Origin of the sequence: Pseudoalteromonas sp. S1608 (assembly GCF_005887265.1) — a bacterium.
Classification (GTDB): domain Bacteria; phylum Pseudomonadota; class Gammaproteobacteria; order Enterobacterales; family Alteromonadaceae; genus Pseudoalteromonas; species Pseudoalteromonas undina.
This window is the reverse complement of sequence record NZ_PNDK01000002.1, coordinates 342,631-369,345: the sequence shown is the minus strand read 5'-3', so window position 1 is coordinate 369,345 and position 26,715 is coordinate 342,631. Positions and strand designations below refer to the sequence as shown.

The 26,715-nt window shown below is 39.8% G+C and carries 26 protein-coding genes; 12 read left to right on the top strand and 14 right to left on the bottom strand.

The window, feature by feature from the left end; all coding sequences use genetic code 11:
• Positions 1 to 163: 163 nt before the first annotated feature.
• Positions 164 to 562, bottom strand: a complete 399-nt coding sequence (locus CWB75_RS02015) for a hypothetical protein (RefSeq protein ID WP_055012599.1) — start codon at positions 560 to 562, stop codon at positions 164 to 166.
• Positions 563 to 740: 178 nt separating this feature from the next.
• On the opposite strand from CWB75_RS02015, the gene CWB75_RS02010 reads away from it, so the two are divergent.
• Positions 741 to 1,244, top strand: coding sequence for an Mpo1 family 2-hydroxy fatty acid dioxygenase (locus CWB75_RS02010; RefSeq protein ID WP_054201066.1), 504 nt, complete (start codon positions 741 to 743; stop codon positions 1,242 to 1,244).
• Positions 1,245 to 1,269: 25 nt separating this feature from the next.
• A complete protein-coding gene (locus CWB75_RS02005) occupies positions 1,270 to 2,061 on the top strand; it encodes an SDR family oxidoreductase (RefSeq protein WP_138569758.1) in 792 nt (263 codons plus the stop codon).
• A 63-nt stretch (positions 2,062 to 2,124) separates the two neighbouring features.
• On the opposite strand, the gene CWB75_RS02000 is transcribed toward CWB75_RS02005, so the two are convergent.
• The 4 genes from CWB75_RS02000 to CWB75_RS01985 form a co-directional block, all read right to left on the bottom strand.
• A complete protein-coding gene (locus tag CWB75_RS02000) occupies positions 2,125 to 2,505 on the bottom strand; it encodes a VOC family protein (protein WP_055012597.1) in 381 nt (126 codons plus the stop codon).
• Positions 2,506 to 2,545: 40 nt separating this feature from the next.
• Positions 2,546 to 2,953 carry a GFA family protein gene (locus tag CWB75_RS01995; protein ID WP_054201063.1) on the bottom strand — a complete coding sequence of 136 codons (408 nt, stop codon included), beginning with the start codon at positions 2,951 to 2,953 and terminating at the stop codon, positions 2,546 to 2,548.
• 430 nt (positions 2,954 to 3,383) lie between these two features.
• Entirely contained in the window at positions 3,384 to 3,563 is a 180-nt protein-coding gene (locus tag CWB75_RS01990) for a DUF6435 family protein (protein ID WP_010390276.1), read from the bottom strand.
• Positions 3,564 to 3,656: 93 nt separating this feature from the next.
• Complete coding sequence (locus tag CWB75_RS01985; protein WP_138569757.1) at positions 3,657 to 4,817, bottom strand: PQQ-dependent sugar dehydrogenase; 1,161 nt, start codon at positions 4,815 to 4,817, stop codon at positions 3,657 to 3,659.
• 294 nt (positions 4,818 to 5,111) lie between these two features.
• Here CWB75_RS01985 and CWB75_RS01980 point away from each other — a divergent pair, with 294 nt between their 5' ends.
• The 3 genes from CWB75_RS01980 (at position 5,112) to CWB75_RS01970 (ending at position 8,431) form a co-directional block, all read left to right on the top strand.
• Complete coding sequence (locus CWB75_RS01980) at positions 5,112 to 6,155, top strand: flavin reductase family protein (RefSeq protein WP_138569756.1); 1,044 nt, start codon at positions 5,112 to 5,114, stop codon at positions 6,153 to 6,155.
• The gene (locus CWB75_RS01975; protein WP_054201060.1) at positions 6,152 to 7,204 is read left to right on the top strand and encodes a fatty acid desaturase family protein; all 1,053 of its coding nucleotides are present in this window, start codon (positions 6,152 to 6,154) and stop codon (positions 7,202 to 7,204) included. Before CWB75_RS01980 ends, CWB75_RS01975 begins: the two co-directional genes overlap by 4 nt.
• A gap of 225 nt (positions 7,205 to 7,429) precedes the next feature.
• Positions 7,430 to 8,431, top strand: coding sequence for a branched-chain amino acid aminotransferase (locus CWB75_RS01970; protein ID WP_349304069.1), 1,002 nt, complete (start codon positions 7,430 to 7,432; stop codon positions 8,429 to 8,431).
• 328 nt (positions 8,432 to 8,759) lie between these two features.
• Here the strand turns inward: CWB75_RS01970 and CWB75_RS01965 are convergent, their stop codons facing one another.
• Positions 8,760 to 11,315 carry a TonB-dependent receptor plug domain-containing protein gene (locus tag CWB75_RS01965; protein WP_138569754.1) on the bottom strand — a complete coding sequence of 852 codons (2,556 nt, stop codon included), beginning with the start codon at positions 11,313 to 11,315 and terminating at the stop codon, positions 8,760 to 8,762.
• Positions 11,316 to 11,507: 192 nt separating this feature from the next.
• A complete protein-coding gene (locus tag CWB75_RS01960; protein ID WP_138569753.1) occupies positions 11,508 to 11,819 on the bottom strand; it encodes an Mpo1-like protein in 312 nt (103 codons plus the stop codon).
• 153 nt (positions 11,820 to 11,972) lie between these two features.
• Here CWB75_RS01960 and CWB75_RS01955 point away from each other — a divergent pair, with 153 nt between their 5' ends.
• The gene (locus CWB75_RS01955; protein WP_138569752.1) at positions 11,973 to 14,129 is read left to right on the top strand and encodes a prolyl oligopeptidase family serine peptidase; all 2,157 of its coding nucleotides are present in this window, start codon (positions 11,973 to 11,975) and stop codon (positions 14,127 to 14,129) included.
• Between the two features lie 86 nt (positions 14,130 to 14,215).
• Here the strand turns inward: CWB75_RS01955 and CWB75_RS01950 are convergent, their stop codons facing one another.
• Entirely contained in the window at positions 14,216 to 15,508 is a 1,293-nt protein-coding gene (locus tag CWB75_RS01950) for an anti-phage deoxyguanosine triphosphatase (RefSeq protein WP_138569751.1), read from the bottom strand.
• Positions 15,509 to 15,689: 181 nt separating this feature from the next.
• Here CWB75_RS01950 and CWB75_RS01945 point away from each other — a divergent pair, with 181 nt between their 5' ends.
• Both CWB75_RS01945 and CWB75_RS01940 read left to right on the top strand, forming a co-directional pair.
• A complete protein-coding gene (locus CWB75_RS01945; RefSeq protein ID WP_010390263.1) occupies positions 15,690 to 16,499 on the top strand; it encodes a glucosaminidase domain-containing protein in 810 nt (269 codons plus the stop codon).
• Positions 16,492 to 17,151, top strand: coding sequence for a DUF2987 domain-containing protein (locus CWB75_RS01940; protein WP_010390261.1), 660 nt, complete (start codon positions 16,492 to 16,494; stop codon positions 17,149 to 17,151). Before CWB75_RS01945 ends, CWB75_RS01940 begins: the two co-directional genes overlap by 8 nt.
• Before the next feature lie 61 nt (positions 17,152 to 17,212).
• On the opposite strand, the gene CWB75_RS01935 is transcribed toward CWB75_RS01940, so the two are convergent.
• Positions 17,213 to 18,391 (bottom strand): GGDEF domain-containing protein, encoded by a 1,179-nt coding sequence (locus CWB75_RS01935; protein ID WP_138569750.1) that lies wholly within the window; start codon positions 18,389 to 18,391, stop codon positions 17,213 to 17,215.
• Positions 18,392 to 18,526: 135 nt separating this feature from the next.
• On the bottom strand, positions 18,527 to 19,417 hold the full coding sequence (locus tag CWB75_RS01930; protein WP_138569749.1) for a TIGR01777 family oxidoreductase: 891 nt from the start codon (positions 19,415 to 19,417) through the stop codon (positions 18,527 to 18,529).
• Between the two features lie 168 nt (positions 19,418 to 19,585).
• Between CWB75_RS01930 and CWB75_RS01925 the strand changes: the two genes are divergently transcribed.
• Positions 19,586 to 20,629, top strand: coding sequence for an AI-2E family transporter (locus CWB75_RS01925; protein ID WP_010390257.1), 1,044 nt, complete (start codon positions 19,586 to 19,588; stop codon positions 20,627 to 20,629).
• A 42-nt stretch (positions 20,630 to 20,671) separates the two neighbouring features.
• Here CWB75_RS01925 and CWB75_RS01920 read toward each other — a convergent pair whose 3' ends face one another.
• A complete protein-coding gene (locus tag CWB75_RS01920; protein ID WP_138569748.1) occupies positions 20,672 to 21,754 on the bottom strand; it encodes a flavin monoamine oxidase family protein in 1,083 nt (360 codons plus the stop codon).
• A gap of 293 nt (positions 21,755 to 22,047) precedes the next feature.
• Here CWB75_RS01920 and CWB75_RS01915 point away from each other — a divergent pair, with 293 nt between their 5' ends.
• The 3 genes from CWB75_RS01915 to CWB75_RS01905 all read left to right on the top strand — a co-directional run bounded on the left by CWB75_RS01915 (position 22,048) and on the right by CWB75_RS01905 (position 24,196).
• Positions 22,048 to 22,392: a VOC family protein gene (locus CWB75_RS01915; RefSeq protein ID WP_076918593.1), complete on the top strand. Its 345-nt coding sequence runs from the start codon at positions 22,048 to 22,050 to the stop codon at positions 22,390 to 22,392.
• Positions 22,393 to 23,265: 873 nt separating this feature from the next.
• Positions 23,266 to 23,655, top strand: a complete 390-nt coding sequence (locus CWB75_RS01910; protein WP_138569747.1) for a hypothetical protein — start codon at positions 23,266 to 23,268, stop codon at positions 23,653 to 23,655.
• A gap of 190 nt (positions 23,656 to 23,845) precedes the next feature.
• The gene (locus tag CWB75_RS01905; protein ID WP_076918595.1) at positions 23,846 to 24,196 is read left to right on the top strand and encodes a VOC family protein; all 351 of its coding nucleotides are present in this window, start codon (positions 23,846 to 23,848) and stop codon (positions 24,194 to 24,196) included.
• A gap of 110 nt (positions 24,197 to 24,306) precedes the next feature.
• Here CWB75_RS01905 and CWB75_RS01900 read toward each other — a convergent pair whose 3' ends face one another.
• The 3 genes from CWB75_RS01900 to CWB75_RS01890 are packed head-to-tail and all read right to left on the bottom strand — an operon-like array spanning position 24,307 to position 26,712.
• A complete protein-coding gene (locus CWB75_RS01900; RefSeq protein WP_138569746.1) occupies positions 24,307 to 24,720 on the bottom strand; it encodes a DUF1311 domain-containing protein in 414 nt (137 codons plus the stop codon).
• Positions 24,707 to 26,044: an ATP-binding protein gene (locus CWB75_RS01895; RefSeq protein WP_138569745.1), complete on the bottom strand. Its 1,338-nt coding sequence runs from the start codon at positions 26,042 to 26,044 to the stop codon at positions 24,707 to 24,709. Before CWB75_RS01895 ends, CWB75_RS01900 begins: the two co-directional genes overlap by 14 nt.
• Positions 26,038 to 26,712: a response regulator transcription factor gene (locus CWB75_RS01890; protein WP_010390247.1), complete on the bottom strand. Its 675-nt coding sequence runs from the start codon at positions 26,710 to 26,712 to the stop codon at positions 26,038 to 26,040. The genes CWB75_RS01895 and CWB75_RS01890 overlap by 7 nt, the downstream gene beginning before the upstream one ends.
• Positions 26,713 to 26,715: the final 3 nt, after the last annotated feature.

The window sequence follows — 26,715 nt, the reverse complement described above, 5'->3', positions numbered from 1 at the left end:
CGCAAAACGGGGCAATACACACGCTAGGTTTTTAGAGAAGTAACTTAAACCAAAACTTATTTGGCTTCTCATTTACTCCTCATTCGCTTCTCTGTGTTCAAATAGGGTTTAGTGAATTATGCACAAAGAGGGCAAAGAGGCGCTTCGCTATTAGAGGAGTGCTCTAAACCATAACTTTCATCTGTAACCAAAAAACCAAGCAGGGGCTTATAAAAAGTAATAGCATGCCCACACTCAGTAAGTTACCTCTAAAAAGGTTAAAATCATCAAGTATTTTCTGCCACTTATACTTAAATAAATATCTGCCCACAACAATATCTAAACTAAGCATTATTGTTAGCCAAACAAAACCCACATTTAAACAATCTAAGTACGAAATAGGGTTAACCCATGGCAAGGTCAGCCAAGTAATGGCATAAATAATCGCAGTGCCCAAAAGTAAGCTGAGTGTTTTAGCGCGTTTTAGAGCGTAAAATCGATGTAAAATCCTTACTCTAATATTGCCATTAATTATCTCAGCTAAAGCGAGTAATAGGCCAACGGCGAGTGTTTTTAAAAGCATGTAAACCTCCTGGTGCTGATCATGTTAATTATTAACGATGACCTTACCTAATTTATAGCTATAACGCATAAGGTGCTGCTCACCATTTTTAGAGATTAACTATCGTTATCAGTTGTTATTATGTGTCATTTTTTATAAGGTGAACTTTGCTTATAAAAATAACAATAGGAACGCCGTCATGAAAACCCTTGAACAACAGCTCGGCCAGTATGGTTTGTACCATCGCTCTAAACGAAATGTATTAACCCATTTTTTTGGTATTCCACTCATTGTGTTTGCCGCTTTATGCTTACTCGCCCGAATTGAAATTCCTATTGCTAATTTTAGCATTGATGGCGCGCAAATTTTTGTATTAGCCTCTGTGGTTTACTATTTTATGTTGAGCTTTTCGCTTGGTTTAATCATGGGGATTATTTTCACTTTATTACTGGTAGCTGCCCAGCCAATTGCCGCAATGGCATTAATACCTTGGTTGGTAATTGGAGTTGGGGTGTTCGTGTTTGGCTGGATATTACAGTTTATTGGTCATTATTTTGAAGGTAAAAAGCCCGCTTTTGTTGATGATTTAGTAGGCTTAATTATTGGCCCTTTGTATGTCACTGTTGAGCTACTATTTTTAATGGGCTTTTACAAAAACTTAGAACAGCAAGTGAATGAAATAGCGGGTCCAACTAAAGCATAACCAGTCAAAGAATATAAGGTAAACCATGGATTATAATAATAAAACAGTGTGGATCACCGGCGCATCATCAGGTATTGGTGAAGAACTTGCAAAACAATTTGCAGAGCAAGGTGCAAAGGTTATTTTATCAGCGCGAAATATCGATAAACTCAACCAAGTAAAAGACGAGTTAAAAGGCGAGGGGCACCGTGTTATCCCGCTTGATTTATCAAAGCCCGAAATGGTACTGCAGGATGTATCGGCGCAAATAGATAGCTTAGGCCCCATTGATATTTTAATTAATAACGGCGGTGTATCACAACGTAGCTTATTTTTAGAAAATGACTTTAAAGTGTACCGGCAACTTATGGAAGTAAATTACTTTGGCTTAATTGCACTCACTAAAGCGGTACTACCTTCAATGGTGGCACGTAAAAGCGGTTCAGTAGTGGCTATTAGTAGCGTGGCAGGCAAAGTAGGATCTAAGTTCAGAACCGGATATTCAGGCAGTAAATACGCTGTAGTAGGCTTTATGGATTGCTTACGCGCCGAAGTGGCAGAGCACAACATACATTGCTTAACTATTTGCCCTGGCTCAATTAAAACGGCGATTGCCCATAACTCATTGAACGAGCAAGGTGAGGCGCAAAACAAACCTGAGCCTTCAATAGAAAATGGTATGAACGTAAATGTAGCTGCATCAAAAATGCTCACTGCAATCTACAATAAAAAGGATGAAGTAGTAATAGGGCAAGGGTTAAGTGGTTGGGCACCGTTTATAAAACGGTTTTTCCCAGGGTTATTTAATCGCTTAACCGCTAAGGTGGAATATAAATAACTAAGTACAGTACTTAAACGCCAGCATTTAGCTGCTTAGCGCAATGCTGGTTCGTGCTTAGCTTTATGGCTGTTTTTGTACCTTCCAAGGTGGGTTTAATCGATTTTCTCCAGCTTTGTAGAGTTTAATTTTATTTCCTGAAGGGTCTTTTAAAACCGCTTCTTTCCATAGATACCTTTGCTCTGTGGGTTGCTGTTCGAATACGATCCCTTTTTTGATTAATTGCTGGCACAATTGTTCAAGGTTATCGTTCTCAAAATAAATTACAGAATGATTTTCAAAAAATTCACTCTCTAAAGACAATGAAAATGTAGAGTCTCCTTCAGGGCAACTAAAACGTGCATAATGAGGAGTATCAACGATTTGGGTAAAGCCAAGTGTGCGATAAAAACTCACCGCTTCATTCATATCTTTGACTGGCAAAGTTACTTGATTCAGTTTCATTCAAACTCCCACTTAAAAAAATAGATAAATTTATATGGATTTACTCTCGTCCTGGCTCATGTCCCTCATAACGAGGAAGCTGAGCATCTAAGTCTTCCCAATTAGCTTTTGAGGTGATGAAATTATGCGATATGGGTCGCTCTGTTATATCGCAGGTCAACGCGCCTAATCGAAGGCGATATCTTTGAGGAGATTGAGCGTTAGCACTATAAATTGGAGCGCCGCAGGTTTTACAAAAGTACTTACGTTTACCTTCACTACTTTGGTAAAAAGTAAGTGTGCCGTTGTAATCAGTTAATGTCAGATCGCTGGCATTAATAAATCCATTAGTAGCAAAAGCACTGCCACTGGCCTTACGACAAAGCGAACAATGACAATGAATAATATCAGTAACTTTACCATTAATTGAAAAGTTGATTGAGCCGCATAAACAACTACCTGTGTACATCTGTATTCCTTGATTTAATTATAATTTTTTCATTATATTGCATTTTTTCCAGTAAATTTTTGATGCTTTATGGCTTAATTACACACTTTACTAAAAATGCTTTCCTCGCACTCACAAAATCATCAGCGCTTTAAGATTCTGCTACTTCAAACAATGCATCAACTCTTTTGGACTAGATTAATAATTCCACTAATTAACGTTAATGTAAATAATTGTTTATGCGAGGTTTTAGGTGGGTTATGAGCATAAGTAAGAGAAGGCAATAATGCTATGAGTATAATCAGCTGTGCTCAATTAAAAGCTGGTTACGATGGAGGTTAAGCTAGGGAATTATCTGGTTGGGCTTAAGTGAATTTAAAAAAGGATGTTTGTAAGTATCAAAACCCCGCGTTTTTAACGCGGGATTGGTTTGAATTGGTAGGCTATATGTTTACTTGGCCTTTTTGGCTTCGAGTGCTTCTATTTCATTCCAGATTTTTTCAGCCTCGTCAGTTAACATCGCATAGCTTTTAATATCGCCTTTTCTTTGTGCTTGCATGCCTTGCTCTAATTTTGCATCGTACTCTTTACGCAATTTTTTGATTGGATCTGGCTTTAAAAATGAAAACATCAACACCCTCGTTCTTTATTAGCTAATTACAGTAACAGTACGCAGTTAAGCTGCAAAAAGTTTGCTGTTACTGTAATTAGATGTATTAAATGACTACTTAGGATCTAGTCGCACAATGCCCTGGCCATCTAATCCAAGGTAAATAGTACCATCATCACCTTGGGCTAGGCTGCGAATACGGCCAATACCTTCAAGTAATTTACTTTGTTTAACGACCTTGCCATCTGCTATTTCTAATACGCTAACAAAGGCGTATTTCATTGAAGCGAGTAAAAATTTACCTTTAAGTTCAGGGTATTTATCACCTTTTACTAGCAACATGTCTGAAGGAGCGATAGACGGTGTCCACTGTAATATAGGCGCTTGCATGCCCGGTTTTTCTGTTAAATCGGTAAACGAGGTGCCGCTGTAGTTAATACCGTAACTCACCACGGGCCAGCCGTAGTTAGTTTTAGGTTTAATCATATTAAGCTCATCGCCGCCACGGGGGCCGTGTTCGTGTGCCCAAAATACACTATTGTCACCATCGAACCACATACCTTGTGGGTTACGATGCCCATAAGACCAAACCGCTGGTTTTGCACCTTTTTGGTTTACGAAGGGGTTGTCGGATGGAATTTTACCATCGTCGTGTAAACGATAAATTTTACCGCCATCACGGCCTAAATCTTGTGGGTTAATATCTCGCGAGCCGCGGTCGCCAATCGAAAAATACACATAGTTTTGGTTATCAAACACAATACGGCTGCCGTAATGCTGACCTTTTTTAGAGTTATGCTCACCTTTGTATAATTGTTGTGACTCAAGTAGTTGGCTGTGATCGTTACTTAGCTTTGCACGCATAAGTGCGGTGTTACTACCTGCGCCATCGCCTTCACTGCTTGAATAAGTAATATATAGCCATTGATTATTAGCAAAATCAGGGTGTAGCTCTAAATCAAGAAGCCCGCCTTGGCCGTTGGCATCTATTTTTGGTAGCCCAGTGATTTTAGTTAAGCTGGTGGAGTTATTACGAAGTAAATAAAGGATACCGCTGCGCTCGGTTATTAATAAGTCACCGTTTGGCAGAGCCTCAATAGCCCACGGAATTGAAATTCCTTGGGCAACAGTTACCGGTTTTACATTAAGCGCTAATTTATCCAATTCTTTAAAATCAACTGCATAAGTACTGAGGCTGGTGAGCCCCGAAAGTGCAAATGCACAACTGATTTTGGCAAGTGTAGAAAATTTTTTACGCGTTGTTACTTTGTTCATAATGGCTTCCAAAATTAACTAAATTTTAACTACCTTAGCACGCTATTTATCATGGTGTTAAGTATTTGGGATAAGTACAAGTGCACGCAATTTAATCGTTCTCCATTGGGTACTTAAGCGTTGTTAACCTTTAAATACCGCTCTAGAAAAATTGAATAATTACTCTAATGGGGTTGAAATTTAAAAATTCGAGCGTACACTTGTGCGCTGAAGTTTGGGCTTACACGTGTATGCTCAAATATAAAACCCAGCAGAAACTAATGGGTAGTCGATTTAAATAGAGAATTTATAACCATGTTAACTCCGGTATTAGACCAATTTTCAAAATGGTTTTTACACCATCAAAGCTTTGCAGCTTATATTGAGCCAATAATGCAAAAGTTTAAACCTGCGTGGCGCGCTGACCTTTTTCGAGCCAAGGTTGTTGATGTTCAAGCGCTAAGCGGGCGATTTTTAAGTATTTCACTTAAACCAAGTAAAAAGTGGCCTATACATATTGCTGGTCAACACATTAGCTTAACGGTGGAAGCTAATGGACGTTTGCTTACTCGAGTGTTTACTTTGGCATGCAGCCCCGCACAATTTAAGGCAACAGGTTTACTTCGTTTATTAGTAAAAACAGGTCAGCAAGGTCATTTTACAAGCCAATTGCAAAATGCATTAGCGGTGCAGCCATGGTGTAATATTTCTTCACCAAGTGGCGACTTTGTATTTAAAAGCTGGCACAAACCCAGCACGTTTATTGCTGGTGGTTCGGGAATTACGCCTATGCTTGCAATGCTTGATCAGCAGCTAGGTAATACTGAGCATCAGATAAAATTAATTTACTTTGCTAAAGCAGGTGAGCATCAATGCACTAATGAGTTAAAAATGCTGACACAGCAATATAATCATTTTTCTTACGTACTGCTTACACGGGATCGAAGCCCATATTTAACTACTCATATAAATACGGACGATAATCCTGATATATATTGCTGTGGTCCTGCTGGCTTTATGCAAGAAGTTGCAGATTTTACTCGTCTACTTAATTTAACCTATTACCAAGAATCGTTTGCTATATCCATGCCTAAATTGACTGACGACAATCATTTTTCAGTAATAATAAATAAAGACACGCATGTAGTGACTAGTAATGAGGTGCTATTAAACCAGTTTGAAGCAAAAAAACTCCCTGTGCAGCGTGGTTGCGGCATTGGTATTTGCCATCAATGCCAGTGCATTAAAAAGTCGGGAGTGGTGCGTAATTTAAAAACTAATCAATTATCAGATACTGGCGAGCAGTTAATTCAACTGTGTGTGAGCCAAGCCGTTAGCGATTTGGAGTTACAGCTATGACAACTATAAATTATCAACAGTTAGCCGATGATTTAGATGAAATTAAAATGTCGACATTAGCGCAAGTAGGGCAAAAGGATGCAAATTATATTCGTTCTATTGTGCGTAAGCAGCGGTTTTGCGAAATAGGCGGACGGATTTTATTGATGCTTGGTTTTGTACAGCCATTATTGTGGGTAGCGGGTGTTTTATTACTTGGTTTGGCTAAAATTCTCGACAACATGGAAATTGGCCACAACGTAATGCATGGTCAATACGATTGGATGAACGACAAACAACTTAACTCTAAAAGCTACGAGTGGGATATAGCCTGCGATGGCCAAAGCTGGAACCGCGTTCATAACTTTGAACATCATACTTACACTAACATTATCGGAAAAGATCGTGACTTTGGTTATGGCTTATTAAGGTTGAGCAATGACTTTAAATGGCGGCTAAAAAATACATGGCAGTTTATTACCTATTTAAATTTAAGCGTGCTGTTTCAGTGGGGCGTGTCGTATCACGAGCTCGCAGGCGAGCGAGTCTTTATAGGTAAAAAGAAACCAAACCGTGAAGGTGCTGTGGCGCATAGCACCTTAAAAAAGCGCTTTTTTAGTAAAGGGGCGCGCCAACTAATTAAAGACTATGTGTTATTTCCAGTTTTGGCGGGACCACTGTTTTTATGGGTATTAAGCGGTAATTTTTTGGCAAACTTAATTCGTAACCTATGGACCTCAACCATTATTTTTTGTGGCCATTTTACCGAGCAAACCCATACCTTTTACGAGCAAGACTGCAAAAACGAAAGCCAAGGGCAGTGGTATTATCGCCAAGCGCTGGGGTCGTCAAACATTAAAGGGGCACGTTGGTTTCATATTTTAACTGGGCATTTAAGCTTTCAAATAGAGCATCATTTATTTCCTGATATGCCATCGTCCCGTTATCAAGAAATTGCGCCTAAAGTGCAAGCTGCATTACAAAAGCAGGGGATTGCTTATAATACTGGCGGATTTTTTCAGCAATACACCTCAGTATTAAAGCGTATATTGCGTTATTCGTTTAAATAGAGGCTAATAAAATAGCCGCCATCATAATGTTCGCATTAATTAATCAGCTAACTATAAAATGTTAGCTGATTATTGCATTAAAAGGTTGGTAAGTGCTTTATTGATTAAATAATCATCAGTACATGCAAAAAATTCTTCTAATTAATTTAAAAACAGCTCGTTTTGCTATGGTTAAATAGTAGCTGGTTGTCATACAATGGAGAAAAATAGACCACACAAGAGAGAATAAAAATGGCAGCATTTGGTACTGTGTTTATGCCGCAGATGATTCAAGCTAAGTTTTCTGACAACCAGTGGGGCGAAAGCTCAATTGTTCCTTGCGATAAGCTTGAGTTACATGCAGGTGCACACGTTCTTCATTATTCAAGTACATGTTTTGAAGGGTTAAAAGCCTTTCGCCACCAAGATGGCTCGGTTAATATTTTTAGAATGGACGCTAATATTGCGCGTATGCAGCAAAGTTCTGAATTATTGAGTTTACCTGCTGTTGATGGCGAGATGCTAAAAACAATGATCATCGATATTGTACGTGAATACGCCGATGAAACGCCGCTTCCTCCAGGTTCTATGTATATTCGCCCAACCCACATTGGTACGGAAGCTGCCATTGGTAAAGCGGCGGCACCGTCAATGAGTTCATTGCTTTACACGTTATTATCGCCAGTGGGTGATTATTTTTCAGGTGGCGCAACTGCGTTACGAGTCTTACTTGAAGAAGATGGTATGCGCTGTGCACCGCACATGGGTATGATCAAAAGCGGTGGTAACTATGCCAGCGCACTTGGCCCAATTTCAGCAGCACGCACTAAATATAAAGCCGACCAAATTTTATTTTGCCCAGGCGGCGATGTGCAAGAAACCGGTGCCGCAAACTTTATTTTAATTGATGGCAACGAAATAATTACTAAAGCACTCGACAGCACATTTTTACACGGTGTAACTCGTAATAGCATTTTAACCATAGCTAAAGATTTAGGTATGACGGTTAGCGAGCGCAACTTTACTGTCACTGAGCTTTTAGAGCGTGCAGCAAAACCAGGCACTGAGGCAGCACTTTCAGGCACTGCGGCAGTATTGACTCCAGTAGGTACGTTTATCCATAACGATAAAGAATACAAAGTAGGTAACGGTGAACCAGGGCCAACAACGGCACGCTTACGCCAAGCATTGAATGATATTCAATGGGGCAAAAGCGAAGATAAACACGGTTGGTTAACTAAAATCTAATCGGGTTCTAGGGTCTGTTGACCTTTGCGGATTAAAACTTGTTCAAACTAGGGGCGGTTTAATCGCGGCGCGAGGTTTGTAACCTAGTGGGCTAAGTAAAAACCGAGCAACAAAGAGTAAATCGTCCCTAGGCAGAACCCTTCGGGCAGCGCCTGTTTGGCATTGATGCTGCGTTATCGCCTATTTATGGGGAATAACCACACCACATAGGCTCTGCCTTGCCTAAATACCAAACAGACTGCTGCAAATTTAACCTTGAAAGATCAACAGACCCTAATCTATTAAAAAGCCACACTATTTAGTGTGGCTTTTTGGTTTAAGCTACAGCTTAAAACTTCATTTCAATTTTGCCGTATACATAACGGCCATTAAAACCAAATGGTGAAAAGCCCGAGTACGAGAACAAGCGAGAGAAAGTGGTTACATCGCTCACCAGCTCTCGAGTTGGATCTGGGTATACATCAAACACATTATTAGCGCCTAAGCTCAGAGTAAGGTTATTATTAAGTGCATACGCCACATCTAAATCGGTGATCCATTTAGGTTCTAACACTTCGTTACGCTCTGGATTTTCAGACGGGTCTTGTGTTTCACCGTAGCGAGTACTACGAAGTGTGGTGCGCCATTCGTTAAGTGTCCATGTTGCGCTAAGGTTGTATTTATTACGCGGTGTGCTCACTTCAAAACGACGTAGCTCGTTACCCGAGAACAAATTATCTTGCTCAACCCCAACATTTTGTAATTGTGCTGGTGGGTCAATAATATCGGTGACTTGGTTTTTACCGTAGTTGTAACCTAAGTTAAAAGCTACATCACCGTAGTTGTCGGTGATTAAATTATAAGAAGCGACGACGTCAACGCCACGGGTTTTGCTATCAATCGCGTTTAAGAAAAATCGACCTTGGTTAGCGCCGGTGCCCTCAAGTAAGCTTGCAACGCCTGCGCCCGATAAGTTATTTGATAACACAATACGGTCATCAATTAATATTTGGTAGTAATCCACCGATAAGCTGAAGTTGAAGTCGGTTGACCACGTAAAGCCTACCCCGTAGTTAGTAGCTTCTTCTGCGTCTAAACCTGGTGAACCCAATGCAACGGCAACATCGCTGCTTGGCGCAAAGGTACCTGTTTGTGTAGGTTCGCCATCTACAAATACAGTCGCTACCGAGGTAAAGTATTGCTGTTGTAAAGAGGGCGCTCTAAAGCCGGTTGATACAGAGCCGCGTAGTGCTAAGTCTTCTGTAAGTGTATAGCGGGTGGCAATTTTACCATTAAGCGTGTCGCCAAAATCAGAGTAGTCTTCGTAACGCGCGGCTACGGCAACATTCCAGTTATCTGTAATAAAGGCTTCTAAGTCAACGTAAAGGCTAACATTGTGGCGGCTGTTGTCACCCGCAGATTCAGGTGTGAACCCCGGGAACACTTGTGAACCTGCAGAGCCGAATGGGCCATTAACCGGATCGGTCACGGCACCACCTGGGCCAAAATTACCACGCGTATAAGAGGCTTCTTCACCTGCTTGAATTTCATACCCTTCGCGGCGATACTCAGCGCCCACTGCCACGTTAATTCCGCTGGCTAAAAAGTCAGCATCAATCTCACGGCTAAAATCAAGATTAATAGTCAGCTGATCGTAAGTTAGCGTGCCTGCATCAAAACTAGTTTGGCTACTTGGCCCATATGAAGTGTTTAAACTATTAATAACACCAAAGTTAAAGGCATCTTGGCCGTATACAGCAGAAGCATCGTAGTTCCATTCATTAGCAAAGCCTTTCACACCTAAAGCAAATGAAAAGTCATCAATGTCTGAGGTGATCACCGGCAAAAAGCCATCAGGATATATTTCTGTAACGTTACGGCTGTCTTGGGCGCGACGATAAAAACCACCGCCTTCGCCTTCACGCTTGCTGTAAGAGCCAAACGAGTAGAGCTCAGCATAGTTAGTTAATTGATAACCGGCATTGTAAAACAGCGCAAAGTCTTCAACAGTGCCGTTGCCAAAGTTATGGTTGTAACGATCCCATGTGAATTCGCGTGGGTCGAGAGAGCCATCAGGTAAACGAGCGTAGTTTTCGCGTTGATCATAATCAGAGCTGTTGGTAGAGCTGCGATCGCGATATTCACTAGAAATACTCAAAAAGCCGTTATCGCCTAATTCAAACCCCATATTACCTTGCAGAGTTAAGGTTTGGCCGTCGGTAAGCGAGCGGTCGCTGCCCTCAGTAAAAGCTAAGTCACCATTTGCGTCCTCAGAGACCGATTGTAACTGCGCTACACCGTCCATATCGGTAATATTTGCACCATATACGGCACCCAAACTACCGCCATTGCTATTGCTTTTAAGGACGATATTAATCACCCCGGCAATAGCGTCTGAGCCATATTGAGCTGCGGCGCCGTCGCGTAATACTTCAATGCGTTCAATCGCGTTTGCAGGAATAGCGTTTAAATCAACTGATGACGAGCCACGACCCGTTGAGCCGTTTAAATTTAGTAGCGCGTTACTGTGGCGACGTTTACCATTTACGAGTACCAAGGTGTGATCAGGGGCTAAGCCACGCAGTTGAGCTGGGCGTACGTGGTCGCTGCCATCGGTAATTGATGGTTGGGGGAAATTAAAACTTGGTAATAACGTACTTAATAATGCATTGGTTTCTGTTTGCCCTGAACTTTTTAAGGCATCATTACTGATAATATCAATAGGCACTGGGCTATCTTCAACTGTGCGGCCTAGTCGGCGAGAGCCAATAACACTAATTTGTTCAATGTTTTCTTGCGCCTGAGTCTCTTGCTCAGCGGCATTAACCGTCCATGAGCCAACAAGTGCAGCGGCGATACTTAAAGTGATGGTTTTTTTTGCTGTAAATAGCGGTGTAAGTTGCATAACTAATTTCCCTCATTCGATGCTCTACAGGTGGTTTCAATTTAATATTTTTAAATTAATGAACTAATTGAAATTACTGTTGTCAAGGTAGACCATTTCTACAATCGAGGTCAATTGAATTACATTCAATCTACAATTTATTTACAGCCAGTAAGCAGAGGCGTTTATTATAGCGATAGCGTAAGTAGCCATTTACCATTTGATTTTGCCAATCAGCATATCTTTAAACATGACCCAATCGCCCCATAAACTGTAAAACGGGTGCTTAAATGTGGCAGGGCGGTTTTTTTCAAAAAAGAAATGCCCAACCCATGCAAAGCCATAACCGATCAGCGGTAATAACCATAACAATACGAATTGTGAGCTAATAAACGCATAGCCGGTAAAGAGCAACACTAAACTACTGCCAATAAAATGCAGCCTGCGACAAGTTTTATTACGATGCTCTTTTAGATAGTAAGGATAAAAGCGTTTAAAGCTGGTAAAAGATTCAGTTTCTGTCATTACTCAACCTGTTAGTGTTTAAAAGTTGTTCATCTATTTAAGCGCAACTAGGTGCAGGTTAACAGTGATAAATGACGTTTAACGCAAGTTGATAGACAAAAGCGGTAAAAGTTAATAGTTTAGACTGACTATAAATAAAATAACGGTAAAGCAATGCTTAAAAAAACACTGACATGTGCGGTTGTAATCGCACTTGCGGGTTGTTCACAACCTGCAGAAAACACTACTCAAAATGAAGTAAAAACAGCTATGAAAGCAGTTAACTCACTAGATTACCCTGAAACTAAAAAAGGCGCTGTGGTTGACACTTACTTTGGTGAAACCGTGGCTGATCCGTATCGCTGGTTAGAAGATGATATGAGTGATGAAACGGCTCAATGGGTTAAAACTCAAAACAAGCTTACCTTTTCGTATTTAGAGCAAGTGCCTTACAGAGACACACTCAAACAGCGCCTTGAAAAACTCATGAACTACGAAAAAATCAGCGCGCCGTTTACTGAAGGTGATTACACTTATTTTTATAAAAATGATGGCCTGCAAAACCAGTACGTTTTATACCGCAGCAAAGACGGCGGTGAAGCTGAAGTATTCTTAGATCCTAATACTTTTAGTGAAGATGGCACCACTTCAATGTCGGGTTTATCATTTTCAGAAGATGGTTCATTGTTAGCGTACCAAATTTCAGAAGGTGGTAGTGATTGGCGTAAAATCATTGTTATAGACACTGAAACCAAAGAGCAGGTAGAACAAGCACTAGTTGATGTTAAATTTAGTGGCGTTAGCTGGCTAGCAAATGACGGTTTTTACTATTCAAGCTACGATAAGCCAGAGGGCAGTGAGCTTTCTGCAAAAACTGATCAACATAAAGTGTATTACCATAAGTTAGGTCAAGATCAAGGCGAAGATACTTTAGTATTTGGCGATACAGCAGAACAAAAGCACCGCTATGTGGGCGCTAAAGCAACCAAAGATGGTCGTTTCTTGTTTATTAGTGCCAGCGTATCAACCTCTGGTAATAAGTTATTTATTAAAGATTTAACCAAGCCAGATAGCGAATTTGTGACTGTAGTGGGTAATACCGACTCTGATACCAGCGTAATTGACAACGAAGGCAGCAAGCTATTTTTGGTTACTAACTTAAATGCACCAAATAAAAAAGTAGTGACGGTTGATGCAAGCAATCCACAGCCTGAAAACTGGCAAGATTTTATCCCAGAAACTGAAAACGTACTTAATGTAACCCTTGGCGGTAATACGTTTTTTGCCAACTACATGGTTGATGCTATTTCTAAAGTGAAACAGTACAACAAACAAGGCGAATTGATCCGCGAAATTAGTTTACCAGGCGTCGGTACGGCGAGTGGCTTTGGCGGTAAACAAGAGCAAACTACGCTTTATTATTCATTTACTAACTACAAAACGCCAGGTACAACTTACAGCTTTGACGTGCAAAGCGGTGAGTCAAAAGTATACCGTAAGTCAGGGATAGATTTTAATAGCGATAACTATACCTCTGAGCAAGTATTTTATACCTCTAAAGATGGCACTAAAGTACCGATGATTATCACTTATAAAAGTGATATTAAATTAGATGGCAGCAACCCAACTATTTTATATGGCTATGGTGGCTTTAATATAAGCTTAACACCTCGCTTTAGCTCTACAACAGCAGCTTGGCTTGAGCAAGGCGGCGTATACGCAGTTGCTAATATTCGTGGTGGTGGTGAATACGGTAAAGAGTGGCATAAAGCAGGTACACAATTGCAAAAGCAAAACGTATTTGACGACTTTATTGCTGCAGCTGAATACTTACAAGATAAAAAATACACCTCTAAAAAGCGCTTAGCACTGCGTGGTGGTTCAAACGGTGGGTTATTAGTGGGTGCTGTAATGACCCAGCGACCTGACTTGTTTCAAGTTGCGTTACCTGCGGTAGGCGTATTGGATATGCTTCGTTATCATACATTTACAGCTGGCGCTGGTTGGGCATACGATTACGGTACTAGCGACCAAAGTAAAGAAATGTTTGATTACTTAAAAGGCTACTCGCCAATTCATAACGTAAAAGCAGGGGTTGAATATCCGGCGACTATGATCACTACAGGCGATCATGATGACCGCGTTGTACCGTCGCATTCATTTAAATTTGCAGCTGAGCTTCAAGCGAATCAAGCAGGTACTAACCCTACACTTATTCGTATTGAAACCAATGCAGGCCATGGTGCCGGTACACCAACCAGTAAAATTATTGACCTTTATGCCGACATGTACGGTTTTACACTTTACAACATGGGCATTAAATCACTGTAGTGTGATTTTATAAACTAACGAAAAGCCGAGTTACGTAAGTGACTCGGCTTTTTTATGTTGACTAACCTGAGTTCAGATTAGCTAACTTATTGTATGGGGGAGAACAACCGTTGATAGGTTTTATAAGCGTATTCGTCGCTCATACCGCTTAAATAGTCACAAATAATACGCATACCTTGATTGTGTTTTTCAGCTTCAAGGTACAGTGCCTGCGTGGTTTCGGGTAATAAGCGCAGCGGATCGCTGGCAAACGCAGTAAATAATTCTATGAGTAGGTTTTGCCCTTTAAATTCTATTTGCTGCATTTGTGGGTCGCGTATTAAACGCTGAAATACAAAGTGTTTGAGGATCTGTAGCACATTTTCGTATTGCTGATCTAATTTTGCGGTGTGCTTTAAAATAGGGCACTCAAATTCATCGTTTTGGGTATCTAAATGAATATGAATAATAAAGGTATTCACCAGTTCGCCTATGGCGTCTTTTCGCTCATGTTCATACTTTGAAAATAACCGCTTGGAGAGTGACTCCAGCAAAGTGTTTAACCAGTCATAGTCAAGTGCTTGTAAATGCGGCAATGCATGGGTTAGCCAATCGTCTAAACTGAGCACATCCGTCGCTATGGCATCTTCAAGGTCGTGAACTGCATAAGCAATGTCATCAGCCAGTTCCATAATGGCACTGTCGAGTGATTTATAAAGGGTTTTAGCGCGATAAGCATCTGCGTGTTCTTGGCTAGATAATAACGCTTTATCACTTGCGCTAAGAGGCTCAATAATCCAATTAAATATCGCGGCATCGTCATTGTAAATACCTTTGGCTGGTCGCCAGTCATCGGCTTTTATAAACGCACGCTGTTTATTTTCTTGTGGGGTGTTATGCCAAAGGTTATCAATAAAAGCTGGGTACTTAATAAATCCTAACAAGGTGCGTCTAGTTAAGTTCATGCCGTAGCCGTTACTATAGGGCTCTAGCTTTGCCACAATGCGCAGTGTTTGTGCGTTACCCTCAAAACCACCATGATCACGCATCATATAGTTAAGTGCAATTTCGCCACCATGCCCAAACGGTGGATGGCCTATATCGTGGGCTAAACATAAGGTTTCGAGCAATCCAGTAGATGGAAAATGTTCAAAGCTTGGATGTTGGACCTTTAAATAGCGTAATATGCCGGTGCCTATTTGCGAGACTTCTAATGAATGGGTAAGGCGTGTACGGTAAAAGTCGTTTAAGCCAATACCCATTATTTGGGTTTTAGCTTGAAGGCGCCTAAATGCAGCAGCATGAATGATTCGTGAGCGGTCGATTTGCCAAGGAGAGCGGTTATCGTTAGGGCGGTGCTTATATTGTTCAATTATTCTATTTTGCCACTGTTTATCCATGTCTCAACCTATCAATTCGTCTTCGGTTTTAGCACTTAGTATATTATAAATTGTAAGCAATAGGTGTATGAATTTTATTCGGTTGTTCAGTATTCGCGTTTATAAAGTGGCTTAGGTATAATGATGTTTCGTATGTATGTGACTACACCATACATAACTTAGAGTTAAATTGAGATAATACATGTTAAAAACTATTTTTCAGTTGTTGTTAGCCGCCATTGTTATTTGGGCGTTGACCCTTCCGTTTATTGATGCTGATGAACTAGTATCAGACGAGCAAACCAGCTCTAACGACATTAAAAAAGAGAAGAAAAAAGAAAAACCATTGCACAACGTTAAGTTGCCAAAGTTCTCAGAATTCACTGATGTGAAAGAGAAAAAACATGCGTTTTTTAACTTTATTAAGCCTCATGTAGAAGCCGAAAACAAAAAGATTTTACAGCAACGTGCAAACCTTGAAATTGCACGCATGATGATAGAGCACAGTGAACCGCTTAGTAAAAAACAAGCGGGCGACATAAAAAAAATACTTAAGTCGTACGGATTACCTGAAACGTTAGATACCATCACCTTAAGCCAAGCACTGCGCCGAGTAGACATCATTCCTAAAGAGATGGCCTTAATGCAGGCAGCCAATGAGTCTGCATGGGGCACTTCACGTTTTGCACGAATCGGCTTAAACTTTTTTGGCCAATGGTGCTACAAAAAAGGCTGTGGCATGGTACCAAGAAGACGTAATAGTGAAGCCGAGCATGAAGTGGCTGCATTCAAATCGGTACGTGCAGCAGTAAGCTCTTATTTTAAAAATATTAATACCCACAATGCTTACAAAGAGCTACGTACTATCCGCGAAGACTTACGCGCACAACAAAAACCAATTTTAGCGACTAAATTAACGTATGGTTTAATGTCTTACTCTGAACGTGGTGAAGCGTACATTGAAGAGCTTAATACCATGATTAATCAAAACCGAGCGTACTTTAATGAATAAGCCGTTATTAAAATTAGTTACAGCCAGCTTTTTAGCAGTAGCAGCTAGTAGTGCCGTTGCTAAAGAATTTGTGATGTCGTATGACGGTTTTTACGACCGTTTAAAAGTGGTAAACAAAGGGGACTTTCAGTACGCCCGCGTAAACTTTTATATTAGCGATATTGGTACTAACGAAGTTTGTAGTATTAAAAACGGTACTATTTTAACTGAAAAAAATGAGTACCCGCTTAATTATACCGACAAAGCGCAATTGCTATTACCGTTCGATAAACAGCTAGATACCGACAAAGCGGTGATTGTAGTTCAGCCAAAAAACCCGGTTCACGACTGTCAGTTAAAGCTACAAATAGAAGCTAAGGAACTAGATGGACTGGCGTTATCAAAGCAATCGTTATTGGTTATTAATAATGAGCTTGAAGAGCTATTAACAGACCTATCTGGCTTTTTTGTTAGCAAACTAATGTGGTTTTTATTACCTGAACAAAAAGGCGTGGTTGTTACCTTTAAAACTCCTAAGCAATTTGATGATGAGCGCATAACGTGCGAAAAGTCAGTGTGTTATTTTGAAGTAACCGATAGCTGGGAAGAAAATACAACCGTATTAGCTGATATTAACGAGGTTGTTAAAGTAACGCCTTGGATAAGTAAGTAATTATATAATTTGTAAACGTATCAAGCGGCATCAACTATGATGCCGTTTTTTTATGGCTAAATTAAATGATGGCAGTGGGAGCTTTGGTTAATAAGCTTTTTTCATCATGGGTGACCACTTTATTTCGGCCTGTTTCTTTGGCAAGATAAAGGCGTTTGTCGGCTTGTAACAACAGTGCTTGCATATTTAGCTCGCGCACTAACATGCTACTTATTCCAGCACTTACAGACAGTGCAATGCTATTACCATTAAAATAAAACGGGTATTCATTAATACTACTGCAAAGCTTTTGAGCTAACAGCCTAGCTTGCGCTAAGTTCTGTTGATTAAGAAAAATAGCAAACTCTTCTCCACCAATCCGAGCAGTAACTCCAAGCTCAAAAAACAATTCGTTAATATGTTGTGCAATCCACTTTATCGCTTCATCGCCAGTTTCATGGCCGTATTGGTCGTTCACTTGTTTAAATAGGTCTATATCGAGCATGATCAACGATACTCTGCTGTTAAGAGGCGCGTTTTTAGTTATTTTTTTACATAAACGGAAAAATCCACGCCTGTTTAAAAGCTGCGTTAACGGATCGTGATTCGCTAGATTGATCAGTCTAGACTCAGCATTAGCAAACGTAATAAACGGTAAAATTAGCGCAGTAGCGGTAGTTAAAAATAAATGCGTTACCAATAACAGCTGTAATCCAAAAGCTAAGCTGGCTTGACTGATTTGGCTTGAGTAGAGCAAAACAAGGAGTACAACTTGCAACAGCATCACCACACTGTGGATTGTAAAACAGGCAACGAGTAAGCGTTGTTGGACTACTGCAACACTTGGAGTTTTAATCATTAAATACGCAGCGTAACTAAATAATACAGCAGTAATAATGCTGGTAATAATTTGCCCTGCATCTATAAGGTACACTGCAAGTAAAAGCGTACAGCACATGGCACAAGTATAGTATAAAGGTGTTAATTTTATCGCGGGTGCTTGGCTTTGTGGTATTAACCCTAAAATAACGAGTAGTGGACTTAAAATAATAAAAACGTAAGCAAAAAAGTGGGTTAATAATGGAAACTCAATAAAATCTCTTAAACCAATTAGTGCTATTGCGGTAATAAACGAGCAACAGGCGGTAGCAAAAAATAAATAGCAAGGTTGTTTTTTGTATCTATAAACAGAAAAAAAGAATACAGCAATAAACAAGTTAAGAATAAAACAGAGGCTAATTAATGTAGGTAAATGAAGCATGTTTAAGGGGCTCTTTTAGCTAGTTGAAGGCGTTTATACAGCTATAAGTATTAGGTAGTAACACAAAAATAGCAAGAGGGTAAAAAGTATTAACTTTTACCCCCTACTACAAACTTAATCCGTTAAGGCCAGTAGCTAGACTAAACTTTCTAATGCAACGTCAATTTTAGTAAAGTGAAAACGATAGTTATGGTCTAATGCTTTTTTAGGTACCACATACTGGCCGGTAGTAAGTAAGTCGGCCATTTCACCCATTAATATATTAAGCACCCCAGCAGGCATAGGCATAAACGCAGGGCGTGACAATGCTTTTGCGAGTGATTGGCTAAACTGCTTATTGCTTAGGGGCTCAGGAGCTGTGGCATTAACAGCTCCTGATATTTCTTTATTGCGAATTAAAAATAAAATGAGCTGAACCATGTCATCTATATGGATCCACGACATACCTTGCTCACCATTGCCAATTGGACCACCTACGCAAAGCTTAAATGCTGGTAACATTTTACCAAGCGCGCCGCCTTTTTTAGCCAATACAATACCGGTACGTAATAAGCATACTCGAGTTTCGTCAGACTCAGCCTTTAAAGCTGCTTGCTCCCAATCTTTGCACAGTTGGTGGCTAAATTCATCATGAGGCTCTGTATTGTTTTCATCAACCAGAGTGTCGCCTTGTCGACCATAATAACCAATTGCACTGCCAGATATAAAGGTATGTGGTGGGGTATGGCACTGCTTAATAGCATCACTAATCGCTTGCGTAACAATGATTCGGCTATCGCGAATGACTGCCTTTTGTTTGTCGCTCCAACGTTTATTTACAATAGGCTCACCGGCTAAGTTAATAACAACGTCAACGGTATTAAAATCAACATCTTCAAGGCTATCAACTGCATTTATCTGGTGCCCTAACAATACTTTTGCTTTGGTTGGGTTTCTGCTCAGTACAGTAACATCGTGGTGGTGCAACAAGAAAGGGCAAAGGTGCCTACCAATTAAGCCTGTGGCGCCAGTAAAAAATATATGCATTGCAACTCCAAAATTATAAATAAAGCAGGATGTTTAAAATTTATACTCTCCAGCTCAACGATTTGCAAATTTATACGTACCAATAATTTTTATGATCACCCTTAAACATTTCATTCTATTAGCTTTTGCCTTACACTAAAGCCAAATAACAGTAATAGGATAAGAGTATTGGCAAGTTTAACTGGGGTAAATAAAAGCTTAATAATTTTTGCCGCTTTGGTCATTGTGCTAGCGGGTATTAAAGCCGCAAGCGCTATTGTTATTCCGTTTATTTTGGCAGCATTTATAGCCATAATTTGTAGCCCACTTATTAACTTTTTTGCTCGTTACCGTATTCCAAAAGGCATAGCGGTAGTGCTTGTAGTGCTTATTATTATGGGCTTAGGCGTTAGCTTAGGCGGTTTAGTAGGGCAGTCGGTTAACGATTTTTCAAAACAGTTACCTGAATATAAAGCACAATTAAAAGAAGAATTTGTATGGTTGGTTGATGTGGCCTCGCAATACAATATCTTAATTAATAAAGAACAAATTTTGTCTATGTTTGACCCTGGCAAAATGGTTGATGTTGCCACCAATATGCTAACGGGTTTAGGTAGCGTAATGGCCAATATGTTTTTAATTATTTTAACGGTTGTTTTTATGCTGTTTGAAGGGCCGATACTTGGAAAAAAAATTCATTTAGCACTGGACGATCCCGACAGCAAAATCAAGCAAATTGACCGTTTTTTAGACTCTATTAACTCTTATTTAGCTATTAAAACCTTAGTGAGTTTAGCCACTGGTGTAATTGCTGGTTTTTACCTGTGGATACTCGATGTTGATTATTTTGTACTATGGGGCGTATTGGCATTTATGCTTAATTACATTCCTAACATTGGTTCAATCATTGCGGCTGTGCCTGCACTGTTACTGGCGCTTATTACGCAAGGCCCATTAGTGGCAGGGCTCGTCGGCGCGGGTTATTTAACCATTAATACCGTTATGGGTAATATTGTAGAGCCAAAATACATGGGCAAAGGCCTTGGGCTTTCTACCTTAGTGGTGTTTTTATCGTTAATATTTTGGGGCTGGTTATTAGGCTCTGTAGGTATGTTGTTATCGGTGCCGTTAACCATGATTGTAAAAATAGCGCTAGAAGCCAGTGATGAAGGGCGTTGGTTAGCTACTATGCTTGGCACAGGTGAAGAAACCGTTATCAAATCAGAAGACTAATACCTTACAAAGGCGTGCCTACATAGCACGCCTTTTAAAAAGCTAAGCATCCATTAAATTAGCTAAGGCGCTATCTACAGCGTTTATAGCCCCCTCTAAATAGCCTGCCTCATGCTTTGCAAACTCACTCCCTACAAAATACACTTGTAACTGTTTGAGCTGCTCACTAAGCCCTGAAAAATTGAATTCTGGATGCTGCGAAACACCCATTTGGTCATCTTTGTTGGCAATAAATTCATCCTCAGCCCAATCCTTTATAATGCAGCTCGTCGCTGTATAGGCTTGCTCACCGTAAAAATAGCTGAGCTGTTCAAGGCAAGCCTGAGTTAATTGTTCTCTGGTCACTTTACTGCGCTGCAAGTAAGGCACGCCAATAAAGCCAAACAAAGCAGGGTGAGAATGCCCACTTGCTGACGCATCATGAACTTCTACCAATGGGCCTACTCGGCTAAAACATTGTCCCGATAAATTTTTATCTCGCCAAAAAGCGTGCTCAAAAGTGGCAATAAACTTTGCTTGGCCAGCCATCCATGTAGGCACCGACGCTAAACGCTGTGTTAAAACATTATCGGCCCATAAATGCGGGGCTAAATGTTGACTGATCATTCTAGGCGCTAATGCCAACAGTAACTGATCGCAAGTATAGTGCTGCCTACTCCCTTGATAATTAGCGCTTATATGCCAGCCATCGGAGAGCTTTTTTACTTCGCTAACAGCGTGCTCTAATTTAACGGTTTTTGGCTCAAGCTGCTGATAAAGCGCATTGATAAGCTCGTCCATACCGTTTTGTATTCTAAATAACTGCATTTCGCCAGCCCCTGCAATTTGCTGTGCAGGAGCGGTTTGTGATGCTTGATACAGCACATCGCCTTGGTTGTATTGCTCAAACACTGGGATGTTTAAAACAGCAACTAATTGTTGAATATTAGGTTGGTGCGGAAATATCCATGTTGGGCCTAAATCGTGGCCAATAGTGTTGTTGGTCGGTAAATAATGAGACGCAATTCTACCGCCCAAACTGGCTTTGGCCTCTAATAATAAAAACGGTATATCACGTTTTTTAAGGTTGTAAGCAGCATATAAGCCCGCTAAGCCACCACCAATAATAACCACAGGTTTATGCATTTTAAATCACTTTAGCTAAATCAATCTACTGGTAGGTAGTTTGTGGTTTTTGCGTGGTTTTGTCAAAACGTTTTATGGACTAAGTGAATAAGCGGAGTGCGCCTCTATATTCAGGAAAATGAGCCAAGCGGGAACAGAGTGCTAATTAATTACGCTTTAAAATAATAAAAACTTAATGATAGTAATATGTTAGCGAATTTGTTAAAACTATATAACAAAAAATGAATGCTGCTTTGGTAGAGATATACACGAATCGCGCAGTATAAAATTGTTAGCTGCTTTTGGAAAGAATCATGGATGTAATAGATATAAAAACATTTATCCCAAGTAAGGATTTCGAAATTTCAAAGTCTTTCTACTCGGAAATTGGATTCAAATCAGAATACGTAACCGATGATCTCACACTTTTTGAAAACGGTGATTGTCTTTTCTTTTTGCAGCGCTTTTACAATGAAGATTTGGCCAAAAATTTTATGTTGCAAATCTGCGTTTCAAACATCTATGAAGCGTATGAGTTATGCTCTAAATCCGAACACAAAACAAAGATTACCCCAATCAGACATGAAGCTTGGGGTAAGGTCTTTTATTTATTAGGGCCAGTGGGTGAACTGTTGCATATCACGCAGCTGGGCAGCTAACAAAACGCTGTTGGGGCTCCCTTTGGTCGCTGGCCGTTAACACGTGGGTTGACTCGCTTCGCTCGGATTTTAGCCCACGAGCTTATTATTCAATAAAAGTAATGTAGACACCCATTTTAAAGCACAAAATAGAAAACACCCTTTAAAGGTGTTGATATTTTATAGACTTAAACAATATTTATTAAGCTTTCTATGCAGTGCGCCAAGACACTACAAACAGCAACTGTCCCCATGATCGTTTTTGATGCAAATCAAATTTTAGTACAGATAGTTCTGTTTCAATGGAGATGAAGAGTGATATTAGTTTTGTTTTTTATGTTTCTATCTTTTTTTAGATGGTGTTACCTTTACTTCATCTTAGTTAAGTTAAAAAGAAATAGAGCAACAGTTATCAGGATCGATATTGTAATATTGTTGGTGCAAGTATACGTGGCAGTCTGTCTTGAAAACTCGACTTATTTTTTATCGGGCGCTGGGTTTGCTTTTGTTCTCATCGCAACGGTTGAAAGTATGATGCTAAGAAAAAAATCATCAGAATGGTAGCAAGATCGTTCCTAATTTTTTAAGAAGCTGAATTAATTCCACTTAAGCCTCAGACCACTATGGCAATATTTAAACATAGTATGGTTAGAAGTAATTAAATTTCCGCACTTGTTCTGGTAACTTAAAACGACACTGATACCACTAAAGTTAATCAAGGAAATTAAACTATAAAACTTTTTAAAAGATAAAAATGACAGCACTAGTTTATTGGCGAGAATGATTGATAGAGTTTGTGTCTGAAAGTAATATTTTAGAATAAATATTGAACAAAAGAGTAAAGTTTCTACATGTTTTGCTAAAAGCAGTATTCGTTAATAGGATTTTATTAAAATGAGTGAGGGAATATACATTCAGTTAGTTGCTATTCTAGCAGCTTTAGGCTGGACCTTTTTACAGGTTTGTTGCCTGTTTATCGCTACACAATGTGTTTTTGGAATTGTGAATTTGGGATCTAATAGCTCAAGTATTCGTGAGAAAATATTACTGCATGCTGTTTCGGGAGCTTTTTACTCTTTGTTTATACTGCCATTTATTTCGTTAGTGATGTTTTACTTTGCCACGTTCAATATTCAAGGCTGGTATGAACTCAAACCGTCAATTTGGGTGTTTGCAACTTGGTGCGGCGGATTGTTTATGTTCTTTTTTTTCATATCCTTAACGGAATGGTTTGTGCGATCTAGTAAAAATAAACAAAAGAAACGTATGAATAACGATAATTAATATTAAATCAGCCCTTAATTTTGTACCTTCAAATGCTTTATAAGTGGGTTTTATTCAGTATTAATTATATGTAGTGCCTAAGCGCATTCTTATCAAAGTTTATCAGTTGTTTATGCTTTTGCTTCTATCTTTATTTATTACCAGTTCAAATCGCAAATAATATAAACAAGAATAAGGACAAAAAACTAAAATGACTCAAAATAATAAAATTAACTATATTGAGATTCCTGCACAAAATATTGCAGCTACTAAGGCCTTTTTTAGTGACGTGTTTGGCTGGTCATTTGTAGATTATGGCCCAGAATACTGTAGCTTTGTCGCACAAGGGGTTGATGGTGGTTTCTTTAAATCTGACTTGGTTGTTGCTACTAAAAACGGAAGCCCGTTAATTGTGTTATACAGTAATGACCTTGAAGCGACTCAAAATAAAATTGAGCAAGCTGGAGGCAAAATAATTAAGCCTACATTTTCATTTCCAGGTGGTAGACGATTTCACTTTAGCGACCCAAATGGAAATGAATTTGCGGTATGGTCAGAGTAGTCACACTGCAAACTATATAAATACAAAAATGCAGCCTTTAAGGCTGCACTTCCAAAACACTAACCACTAAATTAGCAAGCTTCAACACATAATGTTTAATTAGGAGCTGGTTAAAGCCCCATTTTAAGCTGCTGAATGAATTGCTCTATCATTGCTATTTCACACTCTTTATAAGTTACTACAGCTTCTGGTGAATTAGGCTGTTTTAACATATAACGCCACTGGCAACTTTTTTGAATGTACTTGTCTTTGGCGTTAAGACTTTGCTTAAACAATGATAGAATGTAGGTGTTACCAGTTTCACTTTCTAATTCGGCCAGTTCAAAAGTACGCTTTTGGATCCAGCTATTTTGTTGCTGTTGCACTTTATTTAATTTGGCATCTAAACATTGTGTGTAATCTTTAATTTGCTCGGGTAGGGCATTGTTTTGCAATGTACACTCTTGCGCTGCAGCCATACTTTGCTGCGCCCAAAACAATAAAAGGCTTAAGCTAAAACAAAGGATGTAGTTACTTTTTTTCATGGTAATTAAACTCGAGAATAAATTTTGCACCGCCTAAACGTTGCGACTGAGATATAGTTAACAGTCCGTGATACGACTTAACCAAGTCAGATACTATAGCCATGCCAACACCGTGGCCGCTTTCGTAGGTATCTAGGCGCGTACCGCGTTGTAATAACGATTCGCGCTTATCTGGCTTAATGCCTGGGCCGTCATCACAAATGCTTATATTGAGCGTTTTAGCTTGTGAAACGTTAATACTGACTTGGGAGCGACAGGCTTTACAGGCATTATCTATTAAGTTGCCTAATAACTCCATTAAATCGGTTTTATCACCTAAAAAGTAATCTTTATCGCTCACTTGGCAGTTAAATATAATGTCTTTATCGCGGTAAACTTTACTCATTGCGCTTAAGATAGAATCGATAACCAGCTTGATGGGGGTTTGTTTTTTCCATGTATCGGAAGCACCCGTGGCGGCACGTTTTAATTGGTGCTCGATCATCACATTAATTCTGTCGAGTTGTTCTTGTGCATCTGCATCGTTAGCGAGTGGGCTTGATTTTAATACCGCTAATGGCGTTTTAAGTGCATGGGCTAAATCGCTAAGAGAGGCGCGGTATCGCTCTTTTTGGCGTTGCTGCGACTCTAATAGTAAATTTAGGTCGGCTTTAATCGTTTGCAGTTCAACGGGGTATAAGCCTTTAATTTCTTGAATATCGCCTGATTCAATGGCTTTTATTTCTTTATCTAAACGCTGCAGAGGCCGTGCACTCCAAATAAAACCAATGGCCATTAATCCTGCAATGGCAATTCCCATTATAAACATCCAATCAACTAGGGTCTGTTTAAAGCCGTCCATTAAACGCAGTAGGGCGTCGTTACGTTTTAATAAAATAAAGCGTGCTTGCTCTGATTGGTCAATATTATTCAGTATTACCGTTAAACTTAATTGCCAATAGGCAGTGTTGTTATACACCACACGTCTAAAGTCGGCAGCGCCTGCTTTGGGCTCTATATATTGGGGAACAAAGTTAACGTTAACCGCCGACTCAGAATGCCAAATAGGCACGTCGTCACGGTATATCATGGCGTAGGTGTCTGAGTTTAGATTGTTGAGTTCGGGGGTTAATATAGAGCTGGGCATAATAATGCCGCGCTCGGTAAAATCAACTTCGGAAATAAGTGAATACAGGTGTGCTTCGAGATTTTTTTCGGTGGCATCAACAAGTGACGCATAATACGCTTTACCTATGGAGTAAAACAAAATGGGTAGGGCGACTAACAAAACAAAGACAAGGATAAATCCTTGCCTTATTTTTAACGAAACTTGCGGTCCTACCACTGGCTTTTAAGCCTGTAACCACGCCCACGCAGTGTTTCTACTGGGTTAAGCACGCCGTCTGGGTCGAGTTTTTTACGCAAACGTAGTACAAACACTTCAATGACGTTCGAATCAAGATCAAAGTCTTGGTCGTAAATATGCTCTGTAAGCTCAGACTTTGAAATTACTTTTTGTGGGTTAACCATTAAGTATTCGAGTACTTTGTACTCATACGCAGTTAAGCTCAGCTCTTTATCGTTTACCCATACTTGTTGTGAACGTGTATGAATTTTAATAGGGCCAGCTGTCATTTCTGGATTTGCTTTACCTGCACTGCGACGAATAAGCGCATTACAACGAGCAATCAGTTCTTCAACGTGAAATGGTTTAGTTAGGTAGTCGTCAGCACCGGCATCTAAGCCTTCTACTTTGTCTTGCCAGCGATCGCGCGCGGTTAAGATCAAAATAGGAATAGTCACCCCTTGGGCGCGTGCTTTGTTTATTAGTTCAATACCGTCTATTTTAGGTAGGCCTAAATCAACTACAGCCATATCTAAAGGGTATTCAGTGATGTGAAAAAGGCCAGCTTCACCGTCGTGACATAAATCAACACTGTAACGCTCTTTTTCTAATGCATTGCGCAGGTTGTCTGCCAAATGTAAATCATCTTCTATTACTAAAATTCGCATTGG

What these genes read in the sequence shown, in the direction of transcription:
- CWB75_RS02015 (WP_055012599.1), bottom strand. Translation starts at nt 562, where the DNA reads ATGCTTTTAAAAACACTCGCCGTTGGCCTATTACTCGCTTTAGCTGAG.
- CWB75_RS02010 (WP_054201066.1), top strand. Translation starts at nt 741, where the DNA reads ATGAAAACCCTTGAACAACAGCTCGGCCAGTATGGTTTGTACCATCGC.
- CWB75_RS02005 (WP_138569758.1), top strand. Translation starts at nt 1,270, where the DNA reads ATGGATTATAATAATAAAACAGTGTGGATCACCGGCGCATCATCAGGT.
- CWB75_RS02000 (WP_055012597.1), bottom strand. Translation starts at nt 2,505, where the DNA reads ATGAAACTGAATCAAGTAACTTTGCCAGTCAAAGATATGAATGAAGCG.
- CWB75_RS01995 (WP_054201063.1), bottom strand. Translation starts at nt 2,953, where the DNA reads ATGTACACAGGTAGTTGTTTATGCGGCTCAATCAACTTTTCAATTAAT.
- CWB75_RS01990 (WP_010390276.1), bottom strand. Translation starts at nt 3,563, where the DNA reads ATGTTTTCATTTTTAAAGCCAGATCCAATCAAAAAATTGCGTAAAGAG.
- CWB75_RS01985 (WP_138569757.1), bottom strand. Translation starts at nt 4,817, where the DNA reads ATGAACAAAGTAACAACGCGTAAAAAATTTTCTACACTTGCCAAAATC.
- CWB75_RS01980 (WP_138569756.1), top strand. Translation starts at nt 5,112, where the DNA reads ATGTTAACTCCGGTATTAGACCAATTTTCAAAATGGTTTTTACACCAT.
- CWB75_RS01975 (WP_054201060.1), top strand. Translation starts at nt 6,152, where the DNA reads ATGACAACTATAAATTATCAACAGTTAGCCGATGATTTAGATGAAATT.
- CWB75_RS01965 (WP_138569754.1), bottom strand. Translation starts at nt 11,315, where the DNA reads ATGCAACTTACACCGCTATTTACAGCAAAAAAAACCATCACTTTAAGT.
- CWB75_RS01960 (WP_138569753.1), bottom strand. Translation starts at nt 11,819, where the DNA reads ATGACAGAAACTGAATCTTTTACCAGCTTTAAACGCTTTTATCCTTAC.
- CWB75_RS01955 (WP_138569752.1), top strand. Translation starts at nt 11,973, where the DNA reads ATGCTTAAAAAAACACTGACATGTGCGGTTGTAATCGCACTTGCGGGT.
- CWB75_RS01950 (WP_138569751.1), bottom strand. Translation starts at nt 15,508, where the DNA reads ATGGATAAACAGTGGCAAAATAGAATAATTGAACAATATAAGCACCGC.
- CWB75_RS01945 (WP_010390263.1), top strand. Translation starts at nt 15,690, where the DNA reads ATGTTAAAAACTATTTTTCAGTTGTTGTTAGCCGCCATTGTTATTTGG.
- CWB75_RS01940 (WP_010390261.1), top strand. Translation starts at nt 16,492, where the DNA reads ATGAATAAGCCGTTATTAAAATTAGTTACAGCCAGCTTTTTAGCAGTA.
- CWB75_RS01935 (WP_138569750.1), bottom strand. Translation starts at nt 18,391, where the DNA reads ATGCTTCATTTACCTACATTAATTAGCCTCTGTTTTATTCTTAACTTG.
- CWB75_RS01930 (WP_138569749.1), bottom strand. Translation starts at nt 19,417, where the DNA reads ATGCATATATTTTTTACTGGCGCCACAGGCTTAATTGGTAGGCACCTT.
- CWB75_RS01920 (WP_138569748.1), bottom strand. Translation starts at nt 21,754, where the DNA reads ATGCATAAACCTGTGGTTATTATTGGTGGTGGCTTAGCGGGCTTATAT.
- CWB75_RS01915 (WP_076918593.1), top strand. Translation starts at nt 22,048, where the DNA reads ATGGATGTAATAGATATAAAAACATTTATCCCAAGTAAGGATTTCGAA.
- CWB75_RS01910 (WP_138569747.1), top strand. Translation starts at nt 23,266, where the DNA reads ATGAGTGAGGGAATATACATTCAGTTAGTTGCTATTCTAGCAGCTTTA.
- CWB75_RS01905 (WP_076918595.1), top strand. Translation starts at nt 23,846, where the DNA reads ATGACTCAAAATAATAAAATTAACTATATTGAGATTCCTGCACAAAAT.
- CWB75_RS01900 (WP_138569746.1), bottom strand. Translation starts at nt 24,720, where the DNA reads ATGAAAAAAAGTAACTACATCCTTTGTTTTAGCTTAAGCCTTTTATTG.
- CWB75_RS01890 (WP_010390247.1), bottom strand. Translation starts at nt 26,712, where the DNA reads ATGCGAATTTTAGTAATAGAAGATGATTTACATTTGGCAGACAACCTG.